The sequence below is a fragment of the Lysobacter rhizosphaerae genome (assembly GCF_054779795.1).
Window position 1 is genome coordinate 1 of sequence record NZ_BAAGXO010000001.1, and the last position, 23,330, is coordinate 23,330.

A 23,330-nucleotide genomic window follows, 5' to 3' on the forward strand; every position below is an offset into this window, starting at 1 on the left:
GTCATTGCTGAGCATTTATCCGAAGCCCCGGTCCAAAAGACCGGGGCTTCTTCTTTGTGCGTGGGAAAACCGAGAGGCCACCCCTGGCCGTCGCCGGATGGAAAGTCTGACTTACTAACCGCAGTAAGTACCCCGGGCAGACACCCCGACGCGGCGATCGCCGCAGGCAACCCTGCGCTTGAAATAACCGAAAGCGCTCAAGCCCGCCACGAGCCGGACATCGCTCGCGGCAAGGCGATGGCCGGGCTTCGCCGGCTTTGCGTATCAGGGTCGCGGAGCTCGCTCAGCCGTTGCGGCGCAGGGTGACTACCAGCACGTCGCGATGCGAGGGCAAGGCGGGGTCGAGTGGTGTGACCGGCGTGACGCCATGGAAGACGCGCGCATCGTCGACAAGTGCAGCATCCAATGCATGGGTCAGGGTGAAGCTGCCGAGCAGCGTGCCGTCGGCGGCGTGAATCGTGGTTGTGCCGCTGGCTATGTTCTGGCGATCGACCAGCAGGACCAGGACGTAATCGACGCCATCGCGATGCACACCCTCGGGCGTGGGTTCACCGGGCTCGCCAGGTTTCGCTTCGATGCGGAACTGGTGGACTTCGATGTGCCAGTGGCGTGTGTCCGGCGCAAGCTTCGTGAACAGGTCGCGGCTGAACTTGAGGACGGTCTGCAGGGAGAAGCAATCGCCGACCTCGTCCGCGATCGGAGCGAACCAGCGTTCGATATCGCCCTGAAGGCTGTTGTAGTTGCTCGACTGGTAATGGGGCTGGTGCGATTCCCTGACAATCGGGCCCGCCTGATCAGCCGAATAGACAGCGTAGCGCCTACGGCGATGGCGGCCGACCCGTGCCAGGTAGGCATCGGGTTCCAATGCATCCCAGCTCGCGGCGAACATTTCCCAGTCCGGCAAGCCGCCGGCCTGCTGCAGTCGCTCCCGCATCCATGAGGCTTCTGCGAACTCGAAGCCGGCGTCACGCAGGCGGCCAGATATCGGATCGGGTGACGAAGATGCGGACATGGGACCGGTCAGAAGACCAGGGGCGGCTCACCACCGACGATCACCACATCCGCGGGGCGCCGTGCAAACAGGCCGACCGACACCACGCCTGGAATCTGGTTGAGCGCCATTTCCAAGGCGACCGGATCAGTGATGGAAAGATTGTGCACATCCAGGATCACGTTGCCGTTGTCGGTCACCACGCCATCACGCCATACCGGCTGGCCACCGGTCCTGGCCACGATCTGGCGCGCGACCAGGCTGCGCGCCATGGGAACCACCTCGATCGGGAGCGGGAAGCGGCCCAGGACATCCACGCGTTTGGCCGGATCGATGATGCAGACAAACTTGTCGCTCGCTTCGGCAATGATCTTCTCGCGCGTGAGGGCGGCGCCGCCGCCCTTGATGAGGCGCTTGTGCGGGTCGCATTCGTCGGCGCCATCGACATACAGGGACAATGGCCCGGTGCTGTTGAGGTCAAGCACCTCGATGCCATGCATCTGCAGGCGCCGGGTGCTCTGTTCCGAACTGGACACCGTGCCGCGGATGCGGTCCTTGATACGGGCCAGTGCATCGATGAAGAAGGCAACGGTCGAACCGGTGCCGACGCCGACAATCATTCCGTCTTCGACGTAGTCGATGGCCCGTTCGCCGGCCAGGCGCTTGGCTTCAGTCACGTGATCATTCCAGGGAAAGAAGAAGTTTCCATTGCGAGGCGGTAACGGGCAGGACCGACAGGCGCGAGCCGCGCTGCGTGAGCGCGAAGCCTTCGCCAAGCTCGTCTGCGTGCTGGCGGATTTCTTCCAGCGCGATGGTGCGCGTGAGCTTCCGCTCGAAGGTGACGTCGACGAGCTCCCAGCGCGGCTGCTCCCGCGTTGCCTTGGCATCGTAATAGTCGGACTTGCTGTCGAACTGGGTCGGGTCGGGGTAGGGAGGCGTCGCCACCGTCGCAACACCGACAATGCCGGGCAGGTCGCAGCTGGAATGGTAGAAGAGCACGCCGTCCCCCACCTGCATCGCGCGCATGTTGTTGCGTGCCTGGTAGTTGCGGACGCCCGTCCACGGCTCCGTACCGATGCGCTGAAGGTCATCGATCGAGAACGCATCGGGTTCGGACTTCATCAGCCAATAGCGGCGGCGTGCGGTCATGCGGTTGCTCGTGCGGACGTCAGGCGACGGAGGACGTGAAATCGAAATGCCCGGCTTCGGTACATACCGCATCCAGGCGCACGTCCCAAGGCTCTGCGGCCAACGGCGGGACCTGCTGCAATGCAAACGCGGCGCCGACGAGATGGGGTGGGGCGCTGTGTTCGTGACGGAACGCGAAGCTGCGATCGTACCAGCCGCCGCCCATGCCAAGCCGGTTGCCATGTTCGTCGAAACCCACGAGCGGCAGGACCACCAGCGACAGGGATTCCGAGTCCAGCAGTGACGACGCCGACACGTCCGGCTCGGGAATGCCATGCCGGTTGCTGACCAGCGCGTCGCCGGGCCGCCATGGCGCAAAGCGCAGGCGCTGGTCATCGCATAGCACGGGCAGGCAGTAAACGCATTCCGGCGGCAGGCGCAGCTGCCAGCTGTGCAGCGCGATCTCGCTGTCCACGGCCCAGTAACCGGCCACGTAGCCCGAACGCGGTGCGAACGGCAATGCGAGCAGGTGCCCGGCGAGAGCTTCGGCGGCGGTGATGCGATGTGCCGCGGGCAATGCGCGACGACGCGCCCGCAGATCCGTTCGAAGCTGGCGGCGCTGGGCTACGCGAGTGTCATCATTCATGCGATGAACCATCGGGTGACGCGCTCATCCGGGAAGTGCGTGCGCGCAAGGACGGATGTCGAATACGACAACGCGGCGCCGAAGCGCCGCGCAGAAAGGGAAAAGTCCTCCACCGGTGTGCGATGCCTGCGGAAACGACCTTGAACCCGGGGTTCAAGTGGGAACGCTTGGATGCCTTCGGGCTTTCCGCTGCAAGGCGGACATGCACTCCAGGCTTCCGCTGCGCCCCCGTGGTCGTCATTAAGGGACAAGGCGAATGTTTGCGCAGGCTGTCGCGCACAGCAGAGGACGTGCGCGAATTATAGCGCGGCAACCTCGGGTGGCTAGTCCGCTCGTCGGCGCGGTGGTTGTTGCGATTCGGACAAAGTCGGAATGACGCCTGACTCGCATGTCAGCGTGGCGTGACGTCGAACAAACCGTCCAGCTTGCGGTGCAGGTCGTCGAGCGTGCGAACGAGCTCGCGATCGCGGCCATCGCCTTCGCTGCGCAGTTGTTGCAGCTCGTGCGCGAGATTCAATGCAGCCAGCACGGCAACGCGATCGAGCGCGGCCATGCGGTTGTTGCCGCGGATCTCGCGCATCTTGTTGTCGAGCAGCTTCGCGGCGGCCATCAGGCTGTCGCGTTCGTCGGGCTCGCAGCCGATGGTGTATTCGCGATCGAGCAGGCGGATGCTGACCGGTTCGCTGGCCTTCGAGCTCACGTGTGCTGCTCCAGCGATTTGAGCCGCGCGATCATCGCCTCGACCCGGGTACGCGCCTGCTCGTTCTTGGCCAACAGCGTGGATCGCTCGTTGGCCAGTTGCTCCTGCTGCATGCGCAGGCTGCGGTTTTCGTCGCTGAGACGGCGCGCCTGCGCACCCAGCTCATCGAGGCGGGCAGACAGGTTCTGCAGTTCGGCGATCAGTTGGGCGCGGTCCATGGGCGGATGATGGGGAGCGGCCGGGGGCGGGTCAAGGACGTTGCCGGTTAGCCCGGCACCGCCTGGCAGTCGGTTTCGACGGTGGCGGTCGCCCAGCTGTGCAGGAAGGCCAGGCATTCGTCCGCGTGCAGCGGGCGTGCCAGCCAGTAGCCCTGGATTTCGTCACAGCCGTGGTCGTGCAGGAACTTGACCTGGGCTTCGGTCTCCACGCCCTCGGCAACCACGGTCAGCCCGAGCGAATGCGCCATTGCGATCACCGCACCGGTGATGGCTTCGTCGTCGGCATCGTGGGTCAGATCGCCGATGAACTCCTTGTCGATCTTGAGGGTGGTGAGGGGCAGGCGCTTGAGGTAGGAGAGCGACGAGTAGCCGGTGCCGAAATCGTCGATCGCCAGCCCGACCCCGAGATCGCGAATCGCCTGCAGCATCGTGGCGTTCTGTCCCGCATTCGCCATGATCACGGTCTCGGTCAATTCGACTTGCAGGCGATCCGGTGGGATGCCGCGCCCCGAGAGTGCGCGCGCCACGACGTCCGCCAGGTGACCGCGCGCGAGCTGGAGCGCGGAAACGTTCACGGCCATCGAGACGTCTTGCAGTCCCTGTTCGCGCCACCGCTGCAGGGTGGAACAGGCCTCCTGCATGGCCCATTCGCCGATTTCCAGGATGAGCCCGCTTTCCTCCGCCAGCGGGATGAAGCGGTCGGGCGGAATGTCTCCGTATTCGGGGCTGTGCCAGCGCAGCAGGGCCTCCACGCCGGTGATGCGCATGTGTGTCAACGACAGCTTGGGTTGGAACACCAGGCGCAGTTCGTTGCGATCCAGCACCTTGCGCAACGCCGCCGAAATGGTGGCGCGCTGGCGGATCTCCACGTCCATCGCGTCGGTGTAGCGCATGAACGTACGACGGCCGGCAGCCTTCGCCTGGTACATCGCGGTGTCGGCGTGCTTGAGCAGGTCGGTGGGAATCTGGGCGTGGTCGGGGTACAGGCTGATGCCGATCGAGGGCGAGATCGATACGTCGTGGCGGTCGTCGATGTCCAGCGGTTGGCCGAAGGCATCGATGATCATGCGCGCGACCTGTTCCGCCTGCTCGACGATATCGACGTCCTCCAGGACGACAGTGAATTCATCGCCGCCCAGGCGCGCCACGGTGTGCTGCGGGCCCACCGTGTTCTGCAGGCGCGCGGCGGCCGCGCGCAGGATGCGATCGCCGGCGGCATGGCCGAGCGAGTCGTTGATGTCCTTGAAGCGGTCGAGGTCGAGGAACAGGACGGCGATGCGCTTGCCCTGCCTCCGCGCACGCACGATGGCGCGCGACAGCCGTTCCGACAGCAGCGTGCGGTTGGGCAGGCTGGTCAGGGTGTCGTAGTTGGCGAGGTAGCGAAGCTCCTGCTCTGCGCGCTTCTGGTCCGTGATGTCGCCGAGTACGCCCACGTAATGGCTGCGCTGGCCGGTGGCGTCCAGGACCACGCTGGCCTGCACCGAGCAAAGGAATTCCTGGCCGTCCTTGCGCTGTTGCCACAGCTCGCCGGACCAGCGGCCGTCGCGCTCCAGGCGGAAGCGCATCTGCCGATAGAACTCCGGATCATGCTGTGTACTGTTGAGCAGGCTGGTATCGCGACCGAGAACTTCGACATCGCTATAACCGGTCATGCGCGTAAAGGCGGGGTTGACCGAAACGAAGGCGAAGTCGCGATCGAACACGCATACGGCCTCGCCCATGCTGCGCAGTACCTCGCTCGCGATGCGACGCTCGCGCTCGGCATTGCGGGTCGTGGTGACATCCCGGGCGGTGCCGGCGATGCGCAATGCGCGGCCGCTGGCATCGCGGTCGACCACGCGGCCGCGGGCAAGCATCCACGCCCAGTAGCCGTCCGGCATTCGCACGCGGTGCTCGGACAGCAATAGCGGGCTTTCACCGCGCACGTGCTGGCGCAGGAGGTCGCGCAGGCGCGGCAGGTCGTCTGGGTGGACCTCGTGCTGGTCGACGATTTCCATCTGGACGGCCTTGTCGGCATCCACGATGACATGCTCGTCGATGCGCATGGCGTGCATCTCGCCGCGGCGCAGGTCGTAATCCCAGAAGATCTCGCCCGAGCCCCACAACGCGAGCTTGAGACGCTGCTCGCGTTCGCGGATGGCTTCGAACAGGCCGCGTTCGCGCCGCACCTGCTGGTGGTGGCGCCACGCCATCGCCAGCGCCAGTGCCAGCAACGCAAGCGCGCCGGTCGCGACCACCCGCGGGTGCCGCCACCACGGCGGCATGACTCGGATCGGGACGCTCAGCTCCTGCGAATTCCACGCCCCGTCGCGATTGGTGGCCTGTACGCGCAGGACGTACTCGCCCGCCGGCAGTTTTGTGTAGGTGATGTCCTGCTGATGGCCGTTGTCTATCCAGCCAGGATCGAAGCCATCGAGGCGGTAGCGGTACTGGATGTCGGCGGACGGCGCGTAATCAAGCGCGCCCACGCGCAGTCGCAGGAGCTCGGCGCCGTCCGGTATCGATAGCGATCGTGGTTGCCACAGGACGCCGTCGTTGAGGGGCGCCTCCGCCCCGATGCGCGCGGAGAGCAGGCGCAGCGGAGGCACGTAACCGGAGCCGGGCACGCGGCGCGGATCGAACAGGTTCAGGCCGCGCACGCCACCGAAGGCCAGGCGCCCGTCTCCCAGCCTCGTCACCGCGGCACCGTTGAACTCCAGGTCCTGCAGCCCGTCGGCAAGGCCGTAGGTGCGGTAATGGTCGTTCGCCGTATCGAAGCGGGTGATGCCGTTGTCGGTGCCGAGCCACAACGTCCCCGCCGGCGCTTCCGCGATCGAAAACACCACCGGCACGGGGCGATCGCGCAGGGCATCGGCAAGGGGGTGCGCAAAGGCGATGCCGCCGTCCGGGGCCTCGATCACGCGGCTCAACCCGGCATGCGTGCCGACCCAGATCCTCCCATCCGTCGCCTGCAACAGCGCGCGCACCAGGTTGCCCGGCAGGCTGCCCGGCGCGTTGATGCCGTGGCGGTAGTGGCGCAGTTGGCCGGTGGCGGGATCCAGCAGGTCCAGTCCGTCGCCCGTGCCCAGCCAGATGCGGCCGCGACGGTCTTCCAGCATGGCGTGCACGGCGGGATGCGACAGCTGGTGGCGGTCGCCATCGCGATAGCCGTAGTGCAGCACCTCGCCATCATCCGGCGAATAGCGCAGGGCGCCGCTATCCGCCGTGCCCATCCACAATGCGCCGTTGCGCGCGAGCATCAGGCTGCGGATCGCGACATTCGTATAGCTTCCCAGCGGTACCTGCTCGATCGAGCCGCTCCGCGGATCGATCCGCATCAGGCCGTGTTCCGTCGCCGCCCAGAGGCTCCCGTCGCGGTCGCGGACCATGGCCATGACGCGTGGCGCCACCGGCAGGGTGGGTAGCGGGAGGCGCGGCGTGTAGTCCTCGAAGCGGTCGCCGACAATGTCGTAGCGGAGCAGCCGCGCGTTGTCGGTTCCGATCCACAGGGCACCGCTCGTGTCCTGGGCAACGGTGCGGACGCTGTCGTCGGTCGCCGCGTTGTGGCCGGGGCCGGTCTCGAGGTCGAGTACGTAGTTGAATCGCGTCCCGCGTGGATCGGCCACGGTGACGCCGCGGAACTGCCCGCCCAGCCAAAGCATGCCGCCGCGGTCGATCATCAGCGCATTGAAGCTGTCTTCCGCCAGGCCCGAGGTGACACCGGACTGCTCGCGCAATTGCAGGCTGCGACCCGTGGCGGGATCGAAGCGCAGCACGCCCTGTGCAGACAGCGACAGCCACAGCCGATGGTCGGGCGCCTCCACTATCGCGGCCACCTCGATTTCCGGCGCGCCTTCGGCAGGCCATACGCGCAGCAACGAGCGGCCGTCCGATGCCAGCCGGTACAGCCCCTGGGTCGCGCCGATCCACAACTGGCCGCGATGGTCGTAGGCGAGGGCGCGCACCGACAGCGCCGGCCGCATCCGTTCTACGCCGCCACGTGCGCCAATCCGGTACAGGCCGGTCTGCGTGCCGTACCAGACCTCGCCTTCGCGTCCGGCCACCAGGGCCTGTCGCGGCGACCTGCGCAGCGCCCTGGGGTCCAGCGTGATCACGCGGTCGCGAGTGCCCGTCGCGGGATCCAGTCTTTCCAGGCCGGCGAAGGTGCCGACCCACACTTTGCCGGCGTGCGGCAGCAGCGCGGCCACGTGCCGCTGGGCCTGTTCATCCCCCGACACCTCGAACCGCTGGATCTTGCCGGAAGTCAGGTCGAGCCGGGAGACGTACTGGGAGTACGAGCCCACCCACAACGATTTGCCGGCATCGATCGCCAGCGCGGTGACATAGCTGTCTGGGAGGCTCGCAGGATCGCGCGGGTCATGCCGGTACTGGACGTAGCGCTGGCCGTCGTAGCGGTGCAGGCCGCCCTGGGTGGCGACCCAGACGAAGCCCTGCGCGTCCTGCGCCAGGGCGTTGACGGTGTTCTGACCCAGGCCGCGGGCGCTGCCAATGCGCTCGAAGTAATACTCGCGCGTGAGCGCCCCGGCATCGCGCGCAATGCCCGCGCCGAGCAGGCCTGCAATCAATGCCATCAGGCAAGCGGTGTAGGACGGAAAGTTACGCACGGACCCCGACCGTTGAGCGTATGCGGCAGTGTAAGCCACCCCGCGCCTGCCGCCAGCCACGCGTCTGCCGCTAAACTCCGGTATCCCCCCAACGCCTCGACATCGTGTCCGCACCCGACCTGCCCGCCGCCGCCGCCCTCGACGCCGAAATCCGCGCCCTGGCCCTGTCCGTCACCTCATGGGAGCTGCATGGCGGCCTTTGTGGCTGGCTCGCTGGCGGGGGGGCGTCCAATCGGGAGTGGCTGGCGAAGGTCATGGCCGATCCCCAATTGCCGGCGGTCGCAGAAGGCAGCGCGCTGGACGACATGCGCCTGGCCAGCGCGGCACAACTGGCCGATCGCAGCTTCGAATTCGAGCTGCTGCTGCCGGACGCCGACGCTTCGTTGTCCGAGCGCAGTGGAGCCTTGTTCGACTGGTGCCGCGGCTTCCTCGGCGGCTTCGGCCTCGCCGCGGGCGCGGCGCCATCGTTGTCCGAGGACAGCCGCGAAGCGCTGGCCGATATCGCCAAACTCGCCGCGGCGCAGCCGCAGGACGATGGCGACGAAGAGGACGAGGAAGCGCTGGTGGAGCTGGAGGAATTCGTCCGCGTCGCCGCACTGCTGCTGCACGGCGATTGCGTGCTGGCCGCCCAGCACCGCCAACGGTTCAATTGACGTCCCGTCCGCGCGCACCGCTCCATAGGGGCGGCCGTCCAGCATCAGTTGCCTGCGAATGACCAGACCGCTCAGCACCCCCGCACGTAGCCATACCCGTCGCCGCAAGCAACTCATGCGCATGGCGGGCGACCAGGCGATCCTGATCCTGCCCGCGGCGAAGGAAATGGTGCGCAGCCGCGATACCCATTACCCGTATCGCCAGGATTCGGACTTCTGGTACCTGACCGGGTTCGCCGAACCCGACGCGGTACTGGTGCTGGTGCCGGGCCGCAAGCACGGTGAAACGCTGCTGTTCTGCCGCGAGCGCGACGCGGAACGCGAAGCCTGGGACGGCCCGCGTGTTGGCCCGGAAGGTGCGGTGGAAACCTTCGGCATGGACGACGCCTATCCGATCGGCGACCTCGACGACATCCTTCCGGGGCTGCTCGAAGGGCGCACGCGGGTGTACTACCACTTCGGTCGCGACCAGGAGTTCGACCTGAAGCTGATCGGCTGGCTCAACCGCGTGCGTGCGGAAGTGCGGCACGGCGCGCAGCCGCCGCACGAATTCCTGGAGCTGGGCCACCTGCTCGACGAAATGCGGCTGTTCAAGGATCGCGACGAACTCAAGCTCATGCAGCGTGCCGCGGACATCAGCGTGCTTGCGCACCAGGCGGCGATGCGCGCGGTGCGCGGTGGCATGCGCGAATACGAACTGCAGGCCGAGATCGAACGCGTCTTCCGCCAGCACGATGCCGAGTCCGCGTACGGCAGCATCGTCGGCGCGGGCAGCAACGCGTGCGTGCTGCATTACCGGGCCAACAATGCGCCGATGAGCGAGGGCGATCTGGTGCTGATCGATGCCGGCGCCGAATACCGCGGCTACGCCGCCGACATCACCCGCACGTTTCCGGTGAGCGGCCGCTTCACCAGGGAGCAGCGCGCATTGCACGACCTCGTCGACGCCGCGCAGGCCGCCGCGCTGGCGCAGGCGCGGCCCGGCGTGCCTTATGAAGCCGGTCACGTCGCCGCGGTCGCCACCTTGACCGAGGGCCTGCTCCAACTGGGCCTGCTCAAGGGCAAGCTGGAAAAGAACATCGCCGACGGCCTCTATCGCCGCTTCTATCGGCACAAGACGGGGCACTGGCTTGGCCTCGATGTCCACGATGTCGGTGAATACCGCATCGATGGCGAATCGCGCCTGCTCGAACCGGGCATGGTCTTCACCATCGAGCCCGGCCTGTACATCGCCCCCGACGACACCACCGTCGCCGCGAAATGGCGTGGCATCGGCATCCGCACCGAGGACGACGTGCTGGTGACCGCCGCAGGGCACGAGGTGCTGACTCGCGGCCTTGCGCGCAGTGCCGACGAGATCGAGGCGTTCATGGCCAGCGCCTGAAGTCCCCAGGCCGCGTTTTTTTTGTCGCGAGGCGCTCTTGCGCGCCTCAAGCGAGCGCCGGGTAAACCATCCGCACATGGCGCTAACGCGGGACGGCCCTAGACTGTGTGAATGACCACGCGCCGCACCACGGCCTGCCTGGGGATATTGCTGACACTGGCATTGAGTGCTGCGCCGGTGCAGGCACGGACTGTGTATCGCTGTGTTCGCGACGGCACCGTCAGCCTTGCGACGGCGCCGGAGCCGGGTTCGCGTTGCGCCGCCAGGCAATTCGCCGATGACGCCGTGAAGTTGCCGAACCTGTGGGGCTCGCTGGGCGTCGTCAGCGGCACGCTGTACGAGCGCGAGCAGGATGGCCGCACCGTCTACAGCACGCGCCGGCTGCCGGGTTCGACGCCGGTGCTGGCGTTCACCGTCGCCACGCCCCCGGGCGAGCCCGCGCATGCGGGTCTGGGCGCCATCGGCAAGCCGCAGCTCGATCGCTACCCGAACCAGTTCCGCGCGGCCGCGAAGGAGCACGGCATCGACGATGCCTGGTTGCGCGCGATCGCGCATGCCGAGAGCGGCTTCGATGCCAGGGCCGTGTCGCCCAAGGGCGCGCAGGGCGTGATGCAGCTGATGCCGGACACCGCGCGCGAATACGGCGTGACCGATGTGTATTCGCCGGTGCAGTCGATCGATGCCGGCGCGCGGCACCTGCATGCCTTGCTGCGTCGCTACCAGGGCGACTTCACTCTCGCCACGGCGGCGTACAACGCCGGCATTGGCGCGGTAACGCGCTTCGGTGGCGTGCCGCCGTACCGCGAGACCCGGGACTACATCGCCAAGGTCCAGGCCCTGCACGCGAGTTATCGCCGCGCCCTCGGCCCCGGCGCGCCACTGGCTGCAGGCCGTGCCATGCCGTGAGGCGCCGCGCGAAGCAGGCGGCATCAGCGGCATTCGTGACACAACAAGGGCGCCGAGCAGGCGCCCCCAATACCTGTCCGTGACCCCTCAGCGGATGAGCGCGGTCGGAGTCTCGAAAGGCAGCGATAACGCGCCGGCGCGTGTCACCGCGGTTTCCACCGCCGGCAGGATTTCCGCCGCACCATCGACCAGGACGAGGATGCGCCCCGCCTTGATCTCGCCTTCGAATTTCTGGCGGACCGGGTCGGGTAGCGAAGAGCCGACCAGAGCGGACGCGAACGCGCCAACCAGCACACCGGCCAAGGCCACCAGGCCCGCGCCGGCCCAGCTCATGCCCACCGACGGAAACGCGATCACTGCGATCGCGCCGGCAAGCAGGCCGGCGAGGCCGCCGAAGAGCGCGCCGCGCATGGCGGCGGGAACGAAGTCGCTGTCGGCCTCCTGGCGCCGGTTGGGGATATGGCCTTCGATGTCCGACCGTGCGACCAGCGAAATGTCTTCGTCATGGATGCCGACGTCGCGCGCGGCCTGGATGGCGGCTTTGGCCGTGATCAGGTCGGGGGTACTGAAAACACGTCGGGTTTTCATCGCGCGCTCCTAGGGATCGACCGCGAACGGACGGTGGCAGCGCGCCGCACGGCTCCCCAGCGCGTGTCGCCAGCTTTGCTCCGCAATGGTTAGCGAGGCGTGACGGCATGCCGGCATCCGTCGGCGCTACGCTGGCACGGTTGCCATCGAGGAGGTCGCCCATGTTGCCCACGATCACGGTGCCTTGCCCCTATTGCGGTGAGCGCGTCGAGTTGATGATCGACGAATCCGCGGACCTGCAACGCTACGTCGAGGATTGCCCGGTGTGCTGCAGGCCGATGGAGATCTCCGTTGCCTTCGGCGCCGGCGGAGAGGTGTTGGCGAACGCCACGCGCGACAGCGATGCCTGAACCTGCATCGCGTTCTGGAATGACGGTCGGAAATTTCGTAAAGGTTGTGTTGCGTTCAGCGACGTGGAGGCCGTGCTTTACGACGTCGATCACGATTCAAACGGATTCAGGCCGGCTGCCATAAACGCGTTTGGCGTTCTTGTGGTTAACGCCGTGTGCACGGCGCGGCGCGCCGCGATGTTCGCGTTCATCCAGAGGTGGGCAAGGTACGACTCGTGCGGGGCATATCCCCCGAGTCGCATACCCGCCACGCACACCCTTACCTGGAGAGAAACTGATGAACCTGTCCCGCAAGTCCATGCTCGGTACCATCGCCCTCGCCGCCACCCTTGCCACCCCGCTGGCCTTCGCCCAGGCGCAGACCGACACCTCGGCGACTGACGCTTCGATGCAGTCAAGCACTCCGACCGACCCTGCAATGCAGTCCCCGACTCCACCCGCCACCTACAACGACGCGGCCGCGGCCACCAGTCCGGTCAAGAAGAGCTGGGCCGACGTCGATCTGAACAAGGACGGTAACCTCACCAAGGCCGAAGCCTCCGCCGTACCGGCGCTGGGCCAGGCGTTCGACAAGGCCGACAGCAATGCCGATGGCTCGCTGACTCCTGAGGAGTACAAGGCCTACACCAAGGTGAAGGGCAAGAAGTAAGGCGCGCCCGCAACCGGTTTGTCCGGTTTGCCGGTACGTGTGCCGGCGCGGCGGGGCGCGGGATTCGCGCCCCGCCGGTTTACGCCGGATCCATTCCTTGCCAAACAAAGGCGGCCTGCGGGCCGCCTTTCGTTTGTGCACGAAGGCACGCCGCGCGGCACTGGCATACTTGCGCGCATGACATCCCACGACAACGCAATCCGCCTCGTCGGCTTCGACGGTGACGACACTCTGTGGCGCAGCGAGGACTACTTCCACGCCGCGCAGGGCGACTTCGAACGCATCCTGCAGCCCTATGTGGACCTGCTCGACGCCCGCACGCTCGAGCGCCTGTACGCGGTGGAGATGCGCAATCTCGCGCTGTTCGGCTATGGCGTGAAAAGCATGACCCTGTCGATGGTGGAGGCCGCGGTCGAGATCACCGAGGCGCGCATCAGTGCCGCTGACGTGCACCGTATCGTCGCCCTGGGCAAGGAATTGCTGCAGCACCCGGTGGAGCTGCTGCCCGGAATACGCGAGGCGGTGGAAGCCATCGCCGCCGAGCACGAGATCGTGCTGATCACCAAGGGCGATCTGTTCCACCAGGAAAACAAGGTGAAGCAATCGGGCCTGGCCGATCTCTTCCATCGCATCGAGATCGTCAGCGAGAAGGACGCCTCCACCTATGCGCGCGTGCTCTCGGAATTCGACCTGCCCCCATCCCGGTTCGCCATGATCGGCAATTCGCTGCGATCCGATATCGCGCCCGTGCTCGAATTGGGCGGGTGGGGCGTGTACATGCCTTATCACGTGACGTGGGCGCACGAGACCGAGGCCCAGGTGGCCGACGATGCGCCGCGCCTGCGCCGCGTGACCACGCCGTCGGAACTGCCGGCCGCGGTGCGGCAATTGGCGATGCCCGGCGGTGAGTTGCTAACTGGCGCCTGAGCGATACCTGCGGTTCACGCAAAAATTACAAATCGGTTCACCGTCCCCCTCGCATCGTCTGCCCATGCCCGCCGTGGTGGCGGGCGAGAGAGGAGGACGCTATGGCCATCGTGACCCGCTGGTTGGCTTCGACCGCTTTGGCCGCCGGTATCGGCATGGCGGCGCTGGCTGCCCCGGCGCCGGCGCATGCGCAGAATGGCGACGACTTCGCCCGGGTGATCGTCGACGTTGCCGACGTCATGATCCGCGGCGGCTACCCGTATTACCGTTACGGCAACTATGGCTACGACGATCGCCTGCTCGTCGAGCACGATCGCTATGGCCGGCCCATCTACTACCGCAACGTGCGCAGCGGACCGCCGTACGGCAACGCCTATGGCTATTGGAAGAAGCATCCGCAGGACCGCATGACCTGCGATCGCAAGGGCCGCTGCGTGACCCGCTATTACGATCCGCGCTACGACCGTCGCTACGACTCGCACTACGACGACGCGCACTACGACAACCGCTACTACTACGGCTACCAGGACCGCGATGGCCGCTATTGGGACGGTCGCCACTGGCGCGATGACGACGATCGCGATTGAGATTTGTGCGGGATTGCGTGTTGGATGATTGCGCAGAGGCGGCACCGCAAGGTGCCGCCTTTTTTGCGTTGGGCACGACCGCGCCGTGATCGGCATCGCGGTGCAATGGTAGCCTTTGCCTATCGCGATCCCTGAGCCTTGGAATGAAACCCCGTCTGTCTGCACTGACCTGCACCGTCCTGTTGGCCGTAGCCTCGACGCCCGCCTTCGCCAGTGGACCGATCACTTGCACCTTGTCCTTCGACCTCGCGGGATGGTCGGTCTTCTACGAGACTGCGACCGGCTCAGGCCTGGTGAGCTGCGACGATGGCCAGACGCTTCCAGTGCATATCCGGGCGAAGGGCGGCGGGCTGACGGTCGGCAAGTCGCGGATCGAAGGTGGCCACGGCGAGTTCTCCGGCGTGTACACCATCAAGGACGTGCTGGGCACCTACGCCAGCAGCGAAGTGCATGCGGGCGCCTCCAGGTCCGCCAAGGCCATGGCCATGACCAAGGGCAGCGTCTCGATGACGTTGGCTGGAAAGGGCAAAGGCTGGGACCTGGGTGTGGCCTTCGGAAAGTTCGTGATCGAGCCCTGAGTCGATACGAGGAATCTCCATGCACGGGCTCTCCCGGATGCACATGAAGTGGAAGCACGGCGTGCTCGCGCTGGTCCTGGTGCTCATCGGCGCCAACGCTGCCGCGCAGGATGCCAACGGCGACTGGGATCCACGCAGCGGCGATGCCTGGGTCGATACCTGGCTTGGCGACATGAATCACTACGGCGCGCGCTATCCCGAGCCTTTCATCGACGAGATGGTGCGTTACCACAACGCGCCGCGTCCGCTGGTGGTCGAGTTGCTGCAGACGCGCCATTGGGCGCCGGGTGACGTGTACTACGCCTGCGCCATGGCATCGGTGCTGGGGCGTCCATGCCGCTACGTCGCCGACCAGTACGAAGCCGATCGGGGCCAGGGCTGGGGCGCGCTGGCGCAGCGCCTGGGCATCAAGCCGGGGTCCCCGGAATTCCACGCATTGAAGAAGGGATTCGTGCCGACCTACGACCGCTGGGCGCGACCGATCGATATCGACGACGATCTGCGGCGTGAATATCCCGAGCGCAGCAGGAACCACTCCGGCAAGCCGGCGGGTGGCGCTCCCGCGACCCACGGCCATGGCAAGCCGGCGAAATCCGGCCATGAGCCGGCCGCGCGAGGCAAGGGCAAGGCAGGCAAAACGGACGCGGGCAAGCCGGGTGGCAAGACCCCGGGCCAGGGCAGCAGGAAAGGCAAGGGCAACGGCAAGGAGTGAGTCGTAAACTGGCGTGCATGAACACGTCCGATTCGCTGGTGACGCATCGCGGTGGCTGCCATTGCCGGCGCGTGCGTTTTGAAGTCGATGCTCCCGCACGACTTGAGGTGCTCGACTGCAACTGCTCGATCTGCCGCATGAGCGGCTTCCTGCACCTGATCGTTCCCGCCGCGCGCTTTCGCCTGGTCGCAGGCGCGGATGAGCTGAGCGAATACACCTTCAACACCGGCGCCGCACGGCATCTGTTCTGCCGGCACTGCGGCATCAAGAGTTTCTATGTTCCGCGCAGCCACCCCGACGGCTTCGACATCAACGCGCGCTGCCTCGACGACGGTACGGTGACGGGCATGACGATCGCGGCCTTCGACGACAACAACCGCGAAGCCGCCACCGCGGCCATCGCCCATCTTTCCGAGGCGCCACCCGCAACGTAGCGTTGCAGGTGGCGCTGGAGACCTGCCGGGCGCGTGGCTATGATCCGGGCATGGCCAATACGACCGACCTCCGCATCGTCGATTTCGATCCGCGCTGGCGCGAGGATTTCGCCCGCCTCAACATCGCCTGGCTTGAGCGCTGGTTCATGGTCGAACCGATCGATCGCGAAGTGCTCGGCAACCCCGAAGCCCACATCCTTGCCGGGGGCGGCCGCGTGCTGTTTGCCCTGTTGCGCGCCGGCGACGGCAGCGAGCGCGCCGTCGGTACGGTGGCGCTCAAGCACGAGGGCGAGGGCGTCTTCGAACTGACCAAGATGGCGGTGGAAGAAGGACATCGCGGCGCAGGCATCGGCCGCCGCCTGATGGAGGGCGCGCTGGAGGCGTACCGCGCCTCGGGCGGTCACGAGTTGTTCCTTGAATCCAGCCACAAGCTGGGCCCGGCGCTGGCGCTGTACGAGAGCGTCGGCTTCCGCCATTACCCGGCGCCGCGGCCCGGCTCGCATTACGACCGCGCCGACGTCTACATGCGCTGGGAACCCGATCGCACGGCCTGAATGCCGCGCGCCCGCTACTGGACCACGAAGGTCGCGAACGCCTGTGTCGACTGCCCGCTGCTGGTGGCGGTCGCCGTCAGCTGGTAAACGCCGATCGAGCTCGAGCCGGTGCCGGACACGAACGACACGCTGGCATTGCCGTTGCTGTCCGTATTCGCGCTCATCGTGACGTGGTTGATGAGATTCGGTTTGAGCGCGTCGAAACTGACCTTGGCGCCCGCAACCGGCGCGCCGTTGCGCACTACGTGGGCCGTCATCGTCACGGTTTCGCCGCGTATGTAGGTGGGCTTGCTGGTGCCGGCCGTCGCCGAAAACACGGGCACGTCGTTGTTGGTGATCGTGCAGGTCGCGCTGCCGCCCGCGGACAGGACCAGGCCGCTGCAATTGGAGAAGCTCGCGACATAGTTGGCCACGGCGGGTTCGGTGATGGTGTAGGTGCCGGCAGGGACGTTTATCGTGTTGCTGCCGTCCGCTTCGAAGGCCACCGGCGCCGCGCCATTGACCGAGAACCCGAAGTCCGATGCGACCTTGGTGCCGCCGTCGTTGTTCACCACCACCTTGTTGACCGTAAGCGTTGCCAGCGGCAGGTCGTTGTTGGTGATGGTGCAGGTCGCATTGTCGCCAGCGGCGAGCTCGATGTTGCTGCAATTCGAGAACGAGGCGGCATAGCCGGGCGAGGGCGGCTCGGTGATCGTGTAGATTCCCGCGGCCACGCTGACGTTGTTGTCGCCATCGGCCTCGAACGCCACCGGCGCGGTTCCGTTGATCGAGAAGCTGAAGTCCGACGCGGTCTTGATGCCGCCATCGTCGTTCACAACGACCTTGATCACCGTCAGCGTTGCATTGGGCGGCGGCGGGGTGTGGTCGCTATTGGTGATCGTGCAGGTAGCGCTGTCGCCGACTCCCAGCACGATGCTGGTGCAGTTGGAGAAAGTGGCGGTGTAGCCGGGTGATGGCGGTTCGGTGACGGTGTAGGTCCCCGCGGCCACCGTGAGCACGTTGCTGCCATCGGCCTCGAATGCCAGCGGCGCCGCGCCATTGACCGAGAAGCTGAAGTCGGAAGCATCCTTGGTGCCGCCGTTCTCGTTCACCATCACCTTGTTCACGGTCAGCGTCGCGGTCGCGGCGAACTGGACCACGAAAGTGGCCTCGGTCGTCGCCGTCAGGCCGCTGCTGGTCGCGGTGGTGGTCAGCTGGTAGGTGCCGATCGAGCTCGAGCCGGTGCCCGAGACGAACGACACGCTGGCATTGCCGTTGACGTCCGTATTCGCAGTCAGATTGACGTGGTTGATGAGATTCGGCTTGAGCGCATCGAACGTGACCTTTGCGCCCGAAACGGGCACGCCGTTGCGGAGCACGTGGGCCGTCATCGTCACGGTCTCGCCACGCACGTAGACGGGCTTGCTCGTGCCGGTGCTCGCCACGAGCGCGCCGGCGATGTCGTTGTTGGTGATCGTGCAGGTGGCGCTATCGCCGTCGCCCAGGACGAGGCCGCTGCAGTTGGACAGACTGGCGGCATAGCCGGTCGTCGCCGGTTCGGTGACGGTGTAGGTGCCGGCGGGCACGTTGAGCGTATTGCTGCCGTCGGCGTCGAAATCCACCGGCGCCGCGCCATTGACCGAGAAGCTGAAGTCCGAGGCGGCCTTGTTGCCGCCGTTGTCGTTCACCACGACCTTGTTGATGGTCAGGCGTGCCGGTGGGCGCACGTTGATGCGCACCATCGCGGCTTCCGACGGCACGCCCTGGTTGTTGTGGATGAACAGCAGGTAGAAGCCCGGCGGCGTTTCGAACGGATTCGTGGGAAGCGTGGCCTGCAGTTCGTTCCCGGCCACGGTGAATGGCAGCTCGAGGAAACGCTGGTCCATGTTGAAGGAGTGCGTGACCGAGCCGGCCTTGACCAGCGTCACGCGGGAAATGCTGGATGCATCGGGCGTTCCGAGCGTGATCGTCTGGCCGGGATCGATCGTCATCGGTGCCGACGAGATGATCGGCCGCGCAGCGGGCGTGCCATCGGTGTTGAACAGATACGGCGGGTAATAGATCTCGGCATTGAGGTTGAGTTCCGGGCCGATCGCGCCGCCTCCCAGGGTCAGCACCGTGGCGTCGGGCAACAGCAGCGCCGTCGAGTGGTACAGACGCATCCGCTGCGCCGTGGCGCCCGCCGTCCAGGTGTTCGCAACCGGGTCGTAGAGTTCGCTGGTGTAATCCACGCCATTGACGGGATCGTTGTCGGCCACGCTGCCGCCGGATACGAACACGCGGCCGTCCGCCAGCATCGTGCTGTTGGCCCAGTGGCGACGATAGAGCGGTGATGCCACCTGCTGGACGACCGGGGCGGGACCGTTGATGTTGATCACATGGGCCAGCGGACTGGCGAAGTTCGCGTCGTAGCCGCCACCGAGCTGCAGGATCCTGCCCGGGCGGAACATCACCGCGGTCGAACTCGCGCCCAGGTTGCTGCCGGGAAAGTTCGCCAGTCGCGTGAGGGCGCCAACGCCGGCGGGATCCACCCGGTACATGTAGCCATAGCGCGTGCCGAAGATGTTGCCGTCCGGGGCAACGAAGTTGCGCGGATACAGGGCGCCGAGATAGGTCGTCGATGCGCCCGTCAGCAGGCGGAAGTTGCCGGTGCTCGTGCGGACTTCGGGGAAGTCGTCGCCACCGGTGCCGCCCTGGATGTAGACCTCGCCGCTGGGCATGGTCGTGGCGGTCGCGTACCAGCGCTTGCGGAACATCTTGCCCGTGCGCACCAGGCTGTTGTTCAGCGGCGTGAAGAGATTGGAGTCATCATTGGGCTGGAGCGAGGCCTTGCCCGTGTTCGCGTTGAGCACGTCGCCGCCCCACATCTCGATGTTGCCATCGGGCAGGAGGAGCTGGGCGTTGCAGAACAGGTCGACCGCGGTCTGGTTGGGTAGCACGGTATGCGACGCGCCCTCCAGGCCCAGCTGCGGGTCCCACACGTCGTAGGTGAAGTACCCGGTGCGGACGCCGGTCGCAGTGGTGCCATAGCTGAGCACGCGACCATCGGGCGTCAGTACCGCGTGGATGCCCACCAGCGGCCAGTTTATGACTGGGGAAAAGACGCCCTTGACCGGATCTCCCGACGCGGGCAGCGCGGTCAGTGCACCGACCGGGACGGTGGTTGCGAACGCCGCCACCGCCTTGGCGTCACCCTGCCTCACGCGGTTCTGGTTCGCCCGTGTCTGCAGCGCTGCCAGGATGAGGGGATCGTTGCGGGCGGCGGCCACCGCGGCGGACAGGTCGCGCTCCCGGACGCCGCCCGTCGTGCGCTCGCTCGAAACCCGGATGGCCGCCCAGGTCGCGACCGCGACCAGGACCAGCACTGCTCCGATCATGAATCCACGGCGCGCAGGCCCCGGTAAAACGTCGCTCATTTCGCCCTGCCTCGATGCGCGGATTGATGACGGTTCAATTCCGCGTGTTACGACCCTCTTCTCGGGTAGTAACGTGACGGGACTCCGCGGAAGGACACGCGCCTGCCTGTCGGACCCATTGGACCAACAGCCGATGCCGGCCTCTGCGCTGCGCTCGCGTCATTCCCCGTCACTGCGGTCGGCATCGCATCGCGGCCGGGCCGATGTCCGTGGCTCCGCACGATCACACCGCACTAACGCACGCAGGCCCTGCTACTGGACCACGAAGGTCGCGAACGCCTGTGTGGTCTGCCCGTTGCTGGATGCAGTCGCCGTCAACTGGTAGGTGCCGATCGAGCTGGAACCGGTGCCGGACACGAACGACACGGCGGCATTGCCGTTGCCATCCGTGGTTGCGCTGCCGCGTACATGGTTCAGCAGGTTCGGCTTGAGTGCATCGAAGGAGACGAGCGCGCCCGCCACCGGCACGCCGTCGCGGAGCACGCGCGCCGTCATCGTCACCGTTTCACCACGCACGTACGTGGGCTTGCTGCTGCCGGCCGTCGCCGCCAGTCCTGTCGACCCGGGCAAGGAGTGGTCGCTGTTGGTGATCGTGCAGGTCGCGCTGTCGCCCACTCCCAGCACGATGTTGCTGCAGTTGGAATAAGTAGGCGTATAGCCGAGGGGGGACGGTTCGATGACGTTGTAGGTCCCCGCCGCTACCGAGAGCACGTTGCTGCCGTCGTTCTGGAACGCCACCGGGGCGCCGCCATTGACCGAGAAGCTGAAATCGGACGCCTGCCTGGTGCCGCCGTTCTCGTTCACCATGATCTTGTTGACGGTCAGCGTCGCGGTCGCGGCGGACTGGACCACGAAGCTGGCATTGGCGGTGCCCGTGAGGCCGCCACTGGTCACGGTGGTGGTCAGCAGATACGTGCCGATAGAACTCGAACCGGTGCCTGAGACGAACGACGCGCTGGCATTGCCATTGACGTCCGTGATTGCAGTGCCCCGCGAGTGGTTCACGAGATTCGGCTTGAGCGCATCGAAGCTGACGCTTGCGCCAGCGACCGGCTGGCCATTGCGCACCACATGGGCCGTCATGGTCACGGTTTCGCCGCGCACATAGATCGGCTTGCTGGTGCCGGTGCTCGCAATGAGGGCGCCGGCGATGTCGTTGTTGGTGATCGTGCAGGTCGCATTGCTGTTGTCGGACAGCACGATGCCGCTGCAGTTGGACAGGCTGGCGGCATAGCCGGAGGTGGCAGGCTCGGTGACGGTGTAGGTCCCGGCGGGCAGGTTGAGCGTGTTGCTGCCGTCGGCCTCGAAGGCCACCGCCGCGGCGCCGTTGACCGAGAAGCTGAAGTCCGAGGCGACCTTGTTGCCGCCGTTGTCGTTCACCACCACCTTGCGGACCGTGAGGCGCGCCGGTGACCGGATGTTGATGCGCAGCATGGCGGCTTCGGACGGGACCTTGCCGTTGAAGATGAAGACCATGTAGAAGCCGGGCGGTGTTTCGAACGGATTGCTGGGAAGCGTGGCCCGCAGTTGATTCCCGACCACCGTGAACGGCAGTTCGAGGAAACGCTGGTCCATGTTGAAGGAGTGCGTGACCGAGCCGGCCTTGACCAGCGTCACGCGGGTGATGCTGGATGGGCTGGGCGTCCCGATCGTGATCGCCTGGCCCGGGTCGATGGTCATCGGCGCCGACGAAATGATCGGCCGTGTGGCAGGCGCGCCGCTGCTGTTGAACAGATACGGCGGGTAATAGATTTCGCCATTGAGGTTGAGTTCGGGCCCGATCGCGCCGCCTCCCAGGGTCAATACCGTGGCATCGGGCAGCAACAATGCGGTCGAGTGGTACAGGCGCATCCGCTGCGCCGTGGCGCCCGCCTTCCAGGTGTTCGCGACCGGGTCGTAGAGTTCGCTGATGTAGTCCACGCCATTGATCGGATCGTTGTCGGCGACGCTGCCACCGGACAGGAACACGCGGCCGTCAGGGAGGATCGTGCTCGTGGCCCAGTGGCGAGCATAGAGCGGTGATGCCACCTGCTGGACGACCGGAGTGGCGCCGTTGATGTTGATCACATGGGCCAACGGGCTGGCAGCGTTCGTGTCGTATCCGCCCCCCGTCTGCAGGATCTTGCCCGGCCGGAACATCACCGCGGTCGAACTCGCGCCCAGGTTGGTGCCGGGAAAGTTCGCCAGTCGCGTGATCGCGCCAACTCCGGCCGGATCCACCCGGTACATGTATTCGTAGCGCGTGCCGAAGACCTTGCCGTCCGGCGCGACGAAATTACGCGGATACAGGGCGCCAAGAAACGTCGTCGATGCGCCCGTCAGCAAGCGGAAGTTGCCGGTGCTCATGCGGACTTCGGGGAAGTCCTCGCCACCGGTACCGCCCTGGATATAGACCTCGCCATTGGGCAGGGTGGTGGCGGTTGCGTACCAGCGCTTGCGGAACATCTTGCCCGTGCGCACCAGGCTGTTGTTCAGCGGCGTGAAGAGATTGGAATCATCATTGGGCTGGAGCAGTGCCTTGCCCGTGGTCGCGTTGAACACGTCGCCGCCCCACATCTCGATGTTGCCATCGGGCAGGAGGAGCTGGGCATTGCAGAACAGGTCGACCGCGGTCTGGTTGGGCAGCACCGCATGTGAGTTGCTGCCCAGGCCGAGCTGCGGGTCCCACACGTCGTAGATGAAGTATCCGGTGCGGGCGCCGGTCGCCGAGGTGCCGTAGCTGAGCACGCGACCATCGGGGGTCAGTACCGCGTGGATTCCGACCAGTGGCCAGTTGAAGACTGGGGAAAACGTACCCTTTACCGAATCACCGGATGAGGGCAACGCGCTCAGGGCGCCGATCGGTTGCGTGGTTGCGAACTCGCTGACCGCAGCTTCGTCGCCGCCCACGACACGGTCCTGGTTGGCCCGGGTTTTCAACGCCGCGAGAATGAGGGGGTCGTTGCTCGCCGCGGTGATGGCCGCTGAAAAATCCCGTTCAGGAGCGCGCTCGACGCGCGTGTTCGGATGGATGGCTGCCCACGTGGCCAGCATGGCCAGGACCAGCATTGCTCCAATGATGTAACTGCGACGCACCAGCCGATCACGAAGCACGTTCTCTTCCGCCTTGCCTGCTTTACGTGGAAATGATGTCGTGTCATTCCACGTTATTCGACCCCCTGCTTAGGTACGTAACGTCACTAATGCGTGCTTGCGGACATGCACTTTTTGTCGTGCGAAAGAAGAATTCGAATGCATAATTTATGCCTGTACATCGCATAAACGACGACATTGAGAATTCACGTCGTGCGCATTTCTTCCTTTGTATTGCGGTGTTGCGGCGGCAG

Annotated in this window: 21 protein-coding genes and 1 other RNA gene; 11 read left to right on the top strand and 11 right to left on the bottom strand. The window is 66.0% G+C overall.

The features are described from left to right. Window positions 1-283: 283 nt before the first annotated feature. From ACYVGE_RS00005 to ACYVGE_RS00040, 8 genes are all read right to left on the bottom strand, one after another. Complete coding sequence (locus ACYVGE_RS00005; RefSeq protein ID WP_460725913.1) at window positions 284-1,012, bottom strand: 2OG-Fe dioxygenase family protein; 729 nt, start codon at window positions 1,010-1,012, stop codon at window positions 284-286. 8 nt (window positions 1,013-1,020) lie between these two features. Next, window positions 1,021-1,668 carry a ribose-5-phosphate isomerase RpiA gene (gene rpiA, locus ACYVGE_RS00010; protein ID WP_460725915.1) on the bottom strand — a complete coding sequence of 216 codons (648 nt, stop codon included), beginning with the start codon at window positions 1,666-1,668 and terminating at the stop codon, window positions 1,021-1,023. Between the two features lie 4 nt (window positions 1,669-1,672). Continuing rightward, window positions 1,673-2,140: an EVE domain-containing protein gene (locus ACYVGE_RS00015; RefSeq protein WP_460725917.1), complete on the bottom strand. Its 468-nt coding sequence runs from the start codon at window positions 2,138-2,140 to the stop codon at window positions 1,673-1,675. A 19-nt stretch (window positions 2,141-2,159) separates the two neighbouring features. Beyond that, window positions 2,160-2,777, bottom strand: a complete 618-nt coding sequence (locus ACYVGE_RS00020) for a 5-formyltetrahydrofolate cyclo-ligase (protein WP_460725919.1) — start codon at window positions 2,775-2,777, stop codon at window positions 2,160-2,162. 90 nt (window positions 2,778-2,867) lie between these two features. Beyond that, a non-coding RNA gene (gene ssrS, locus ACYVGE_RS00025) (6S RNA) lies at window positions 2,868-3,056 on the bottom strand. Between the two features lie 100 nt (window positions 3,057-3,156). Continuing rightward, complete coding sequence (locus ACYVGE_RS00030) at window positions 3,157-3,465, bottom strand: cell division protein ZapA (RefSeq protein WP_457095272.1); 309 nt, start codon at window positions 3,463-3,465, stop codon at window positions 3,157-3,159. Beyond that, a complete protein-coding gene (locus ACYVGE_RS00035; RefSeq protein ID WP_310055866.1) occupies window positions 3,462-3,683 on the bottom strand; it encodes a TIGR02449 family protein in 222 nt (73 codons plus the stop codon). The genes ACYVGE_RS00030 and ACYVGE_RS00035 overlap by 4 nt, the downstream gene beginning before the upstream one ends. Window positions 3,684-3,730: 47 nt before the next feature. After that, window positions 3,731-8,254 (bottom strand): EAL domain-containing protein, encoded by a 4,524-nt coding sequence (locus tag ACYVGE_RS00040; RefSeq protein WP_460725922.1) that lies wholly within the window; start codon window positions 8,252-8,254, stop codon window positions 3,731-3,733. 134 nt (window positions 8,255-8,388) lie between these two features. On the opposite strand from ACYVGE_RS00040, the gene ACYVGE_RS00045 reads away from it, so the two are divergent. The 3 genes from ACYVGE_RS00045 (at window position 8,389) to ACYVGE_RS00055 (ending at window position 11,230) form a co-directional block, all read left to right on the top strand. Then, the gene (locus ACYVGE_RS00045; protein WP_460727246.1) at window positions 8,389-8,940 is read left to right on the top strand and encodes a UPF0149 family protein; all 552 of its coding nucleotides are present in this window, start codon (window positions 8,389-8,391) and stop codon (window positions 8,938-8,940) included. Window positions 8,941-8,998: 58 nt separating this feature from the next. Further along, window positions 8,999-10,324 (top strand): aminopeptidase P N-terminal domain-containing protein, encoded by a 1,326-nt coding sequence (locus ACYVGE_RS00050; RefSeq protein WP_460725924.1) that lies wholly within the window; start codon window positions 8,999-9,001, stop codon window positions 10,322-10,324. A gap of 111 nt (window positions 10,325-10,435) precedes the next feature. After that, complete coding sequence (locus ACYVGE_RS00055) at window positions 10,436-11,230, top strand: lytic transglycosylase domain-containing protein (RefSeq protein ID WP_460725926.1); 795 nt, start codon at window positions 10,436-10,438, stop codon at window positions 11,228-11,230. Window positions 11,231-11,317: 87 nt separating this feature from the next. On the opposite strand, the gene ACYVGE_RS00060 is transcribed toward ACYVGE_RS00055, so the two are convergent. After that, window positions 11,318-11,818: a hypothetical protein gene (locus tag ACYVGE_RS00060; protein WP_460725928.1), complete on the bottom strand. Its 501-nt coding sequence runs from the start codon at window positions 11,816-11,818 to the stop codon at window positions 11,318-11,320. Window positions 11,819-11,979: 161 nt separating this feature from the next. On the opposite strand from ACYVGE_RS00060, the gene ACYVGE_RS00065 reads away from it, so the two are divergent. The 8 genes from ACYVGE_RS00065 to ACYVGE_RS00100 all read left to right on the top strand — a co-directional run bounded on the left by ACYVGE_RS00065 (window position 11,980) and on the right by ACYVGE_RS00100 (window position 16,609). Further along, the gene (locus tag ACYVGE_RS00065; RefSeq protein ID WP_460725930.1) at window positions 11,980-12,168 is read left to right on the top strand and encodes a CPXCG motif-containing cysteine-rich protein; all 189 of its coding nucleotides are present in this window, start codon (window positions 11,980-11,982) and stop codon (window positions 12,166-12,168) included. A 277-nt stretch (window positions 12,169-12,445) separates the two neighbouring features. Continuing rightward, window positions 12,446-12,817, top strand: coding sequence for an EF-hand domain-containing protein (locus ACYVGE_RS00070; protein ID WP_460725932.1), 372 nt, complete (start codon window positions 12,446-12,448; stop codon window positions 12,815-12,817). A 177-nt stretch (window positions 12,818-12,994) separates the two neighbouring features. Next, a complete protein-coding gene (locus ACYVGE_RS00075; RefSeq protein ID WP_460725934.1) occupies window positions 12,995-13,744 on the top strand; it encodes an HAD family hydrolase in 750 nt (249 codons plus the stop codon). A 101-nt stretch (window positions 13,745-13,845) separates the two neighbouring features. Then, a complete protein-coding gene (locus ACYVGE_RS00080) occupies window positions 13,846-14,331 on the top strand; it encodes a hypothetical protein (protein WP_460725936.1) in 486 nt (161 codons plus the stop codon). A gap of 143 nt (window positions 14,332-14,474) precedes the next feature. After that, on the top strand, window positions 14,475-14,909 hold the full coding sequence (locus ACYVGE_RS00085) for a hypothetical protein (RefSeq protein ID WP_460725938.1): 435 nt from the start codon (window positions 14,475-14,477) through the stop codon (window positions 14,907-14,909). A 43-nt stretch (window positions 14,910-14,952) separates the two neighbouring features. Further along, window positions 14,953-15,621 carry a hypothetical protein gene (locus ACYVGE_RS00090; protein WP_460725940.1) on the top strand — a complete coding sequence of 223 codons (669 nt, stop codon included), beginning with the start codon at window positions 14,953-14,955 and terminating at the stop codon, window positions 15,619-15,621. A gap of 17 nt (window positions 15,622-15,638) precedes the next feature. Beyond that, window positions 15,639-16,055 carry a GFA family protein gene (locus ACYVGE_RS00095; protein ID WP_460725942.1) on the top strand — a complete coding sequence of 139 codons (417 nt, stop codon included), beginning with the start codon at window positions 15,639-15,641 and terminating at the stop codon, window positions 16,053-16,055. A 50-nt stretch (window positions 16,056-16,105) separates the two neighbouring features. Then, entirely contained in the window at window positions 16,106-16,609 is a 504-nt protein-coding gene (locus ACYVGE_RS00100) for a GNAT family N-acetyltransferase (RefSeq protein WP_460725944.1), read from the top strand. A 14-nt stretch (window positions 16,610-16,623) separates the two neighbouring features. Here the strand turns inward: ACYVGE_RS00100 and ACYVGE_RS00105 are convergent, their stop codons facing one another. Both ACYVGE_RS00105 and ACYVGE_RS00110 read right to left on the bottom strand, forming a co-directional pair. Beyond that, complete coding sequence (locus ACYVGE_RS00105; RefSeq protein ID WP_460725946.1) at window positions 16,624-20,004, bottom strand: galactose oxidase-like domain-containing protein; 3,381 nt, start codon at window positions 20,002-20,004, stop codon at window positions 16,624-16,626. A 252-nt stretch (window positions 20,005-20,256) separates the two neighbouring features. Further along, window positions 20,257-23,097, bottom strand: coding sequence for a galactose oxidase-like domain-containing protein (locus ACYVGE_RS00110; RefSeq protein ID WP_460725948.1), 2,841 nt, complete (start codon window positions 23,095-23,097; stop codon window positions 20,257-20,259). Window positions 23,098-23,330 lie beyond the last annotated feature (233 nt).

What these genes read in the sequence shown, in the direction of transcription:
- ACYVGE_RS00015 (WP_460725917.1), bottom strand. Translation starts at nt 2,140, where the DNA reads ATGACCGCACGCCGCCGCTATTGGCTGATGAAGTCCGAACCCGATGCG.
- ACYVGE_RS00055 (WP_460725926.1), top strand. Translation starts at nt 10,436, where the DNA reads ATGACCACGCGCCGCACCACGGCCTGCCTGGGGATATTGCTGACACTG.
- ACYVGE_RS00105 (WP_460725946.1), bottom strand. Translation starts at nt 20,004, where the DNA reads ATGAGCGACGTTTTACCGGGGCCTGCGCGCCGTGGATTCATGATCGGA.
- ACYVGE_RS00065 (WP_460725930.1), top strand. Translation starts at nt 11,980, where the DNA reads ATGTTGCCCACGATCACGGTGCCTTGCCCCTATTGCGGTGAGCGCGTC.
- ACYVGE_RS00005 (WP_460725913.1), bottom strand. Translation starts at nt 1,012, where the DNA reads ATGTCCGCATCTTCGTCACCCGATCCGATATCTGGCCGCCTGCGTGAC.
- ACYVGE_RS00070 (WP_460725932.1), top strand. Translation starts at nt 12,446, where the DNA reads ATGAACCTGTCCCGCAAGTCCATGCTCGGTACCATCGCCCTCGCCGCC.
- ACYVGE_RS00075 (WP_460725934.1), top strand. Translation starts at nt 12,995, where the DNA reads ATGACATCCCACGACAACGCAATCCGCCTCGTCGGCTTCGACGGTGAC.
- ACYVGE_RS00050 (WP_460725924.1), top strand. Translation starts at nt 8,999, where the DNA reads ATGACCAGACCGCTCAGCACCCCCGCACGTAGCCATACCCGTCGCCGC.
- ACYVGE_RS00035 (WP_310055866.1), bottom strand. Translation starts at nt 3,683, where the DNA reads ATGGACCGCGCCCAACTGATCGCCGAACTGCAGAACCTGTCTGCCCGC.
- ACYVGE_RS00090 (WP_460725940.1), top strand. Translation starts at nt 14,953, where the DNA reads ATGAAGTGGAAGCACGGCGTGCTCGCGCTGGTCCTGGTGCTCATCGGC.
- ACYVGE_RS00095 (WP_460725942.1), top strand. Translation starts at nt 15,639, where the DNA reads ATGAACACGTCCGATTCGCTGGTGACGCATCGCGGTGGCTGCCATTGC.
- ACYVGE_RS00060 (WP_460725928.1), bottom strand. Translation starts at nt 11,818, where the DNA reads ATGAAAACCCGACGTGTTTTCAGTACCCCCGACCTGATCACGGCCAAA.
- ACYVGE_RS00040 (WP_460725922.1), bottom strand. Translation starts at nt 8,254, where the DNA reads ATGGCATTGATTGCAGGCCTGCTCGGCGCGGGCATTGCGCGCGATGCC.
- ACYVGE_RS00020 (WP_460725919.1), bottom strand. Translation starts at nt 2,777, where the DNA reads ATGGTTCATCGCATGAATGATGACACTCGCGTAGCCCAGCGCCGCCAG.
- ACYVGE_RS00100 (WP_460725944.1), top strand. Translation starts at nt 16,106, where the DNA reads ATGGCCAATACGACCGACCTCCGCATCGTCGATTTCGATCCGCGCTGG.
- ACYVGE_RS00080 (WP_460725936.1), top strand. Translation starts at nt 13,846, where the DNA reads ATGGCCATCGTGACCCGCTGGTTGGCTTCGACCGCTTTGGCCGCCGGT.
- ACYVGE_RS00085 (WP_460725938.1), top strand. Translation starts at nt 14,475, where the DNA reads ATGAAACCCCGTCTGTCTGCACTGACCTGCACCGTCCTGTTGGCCGTA.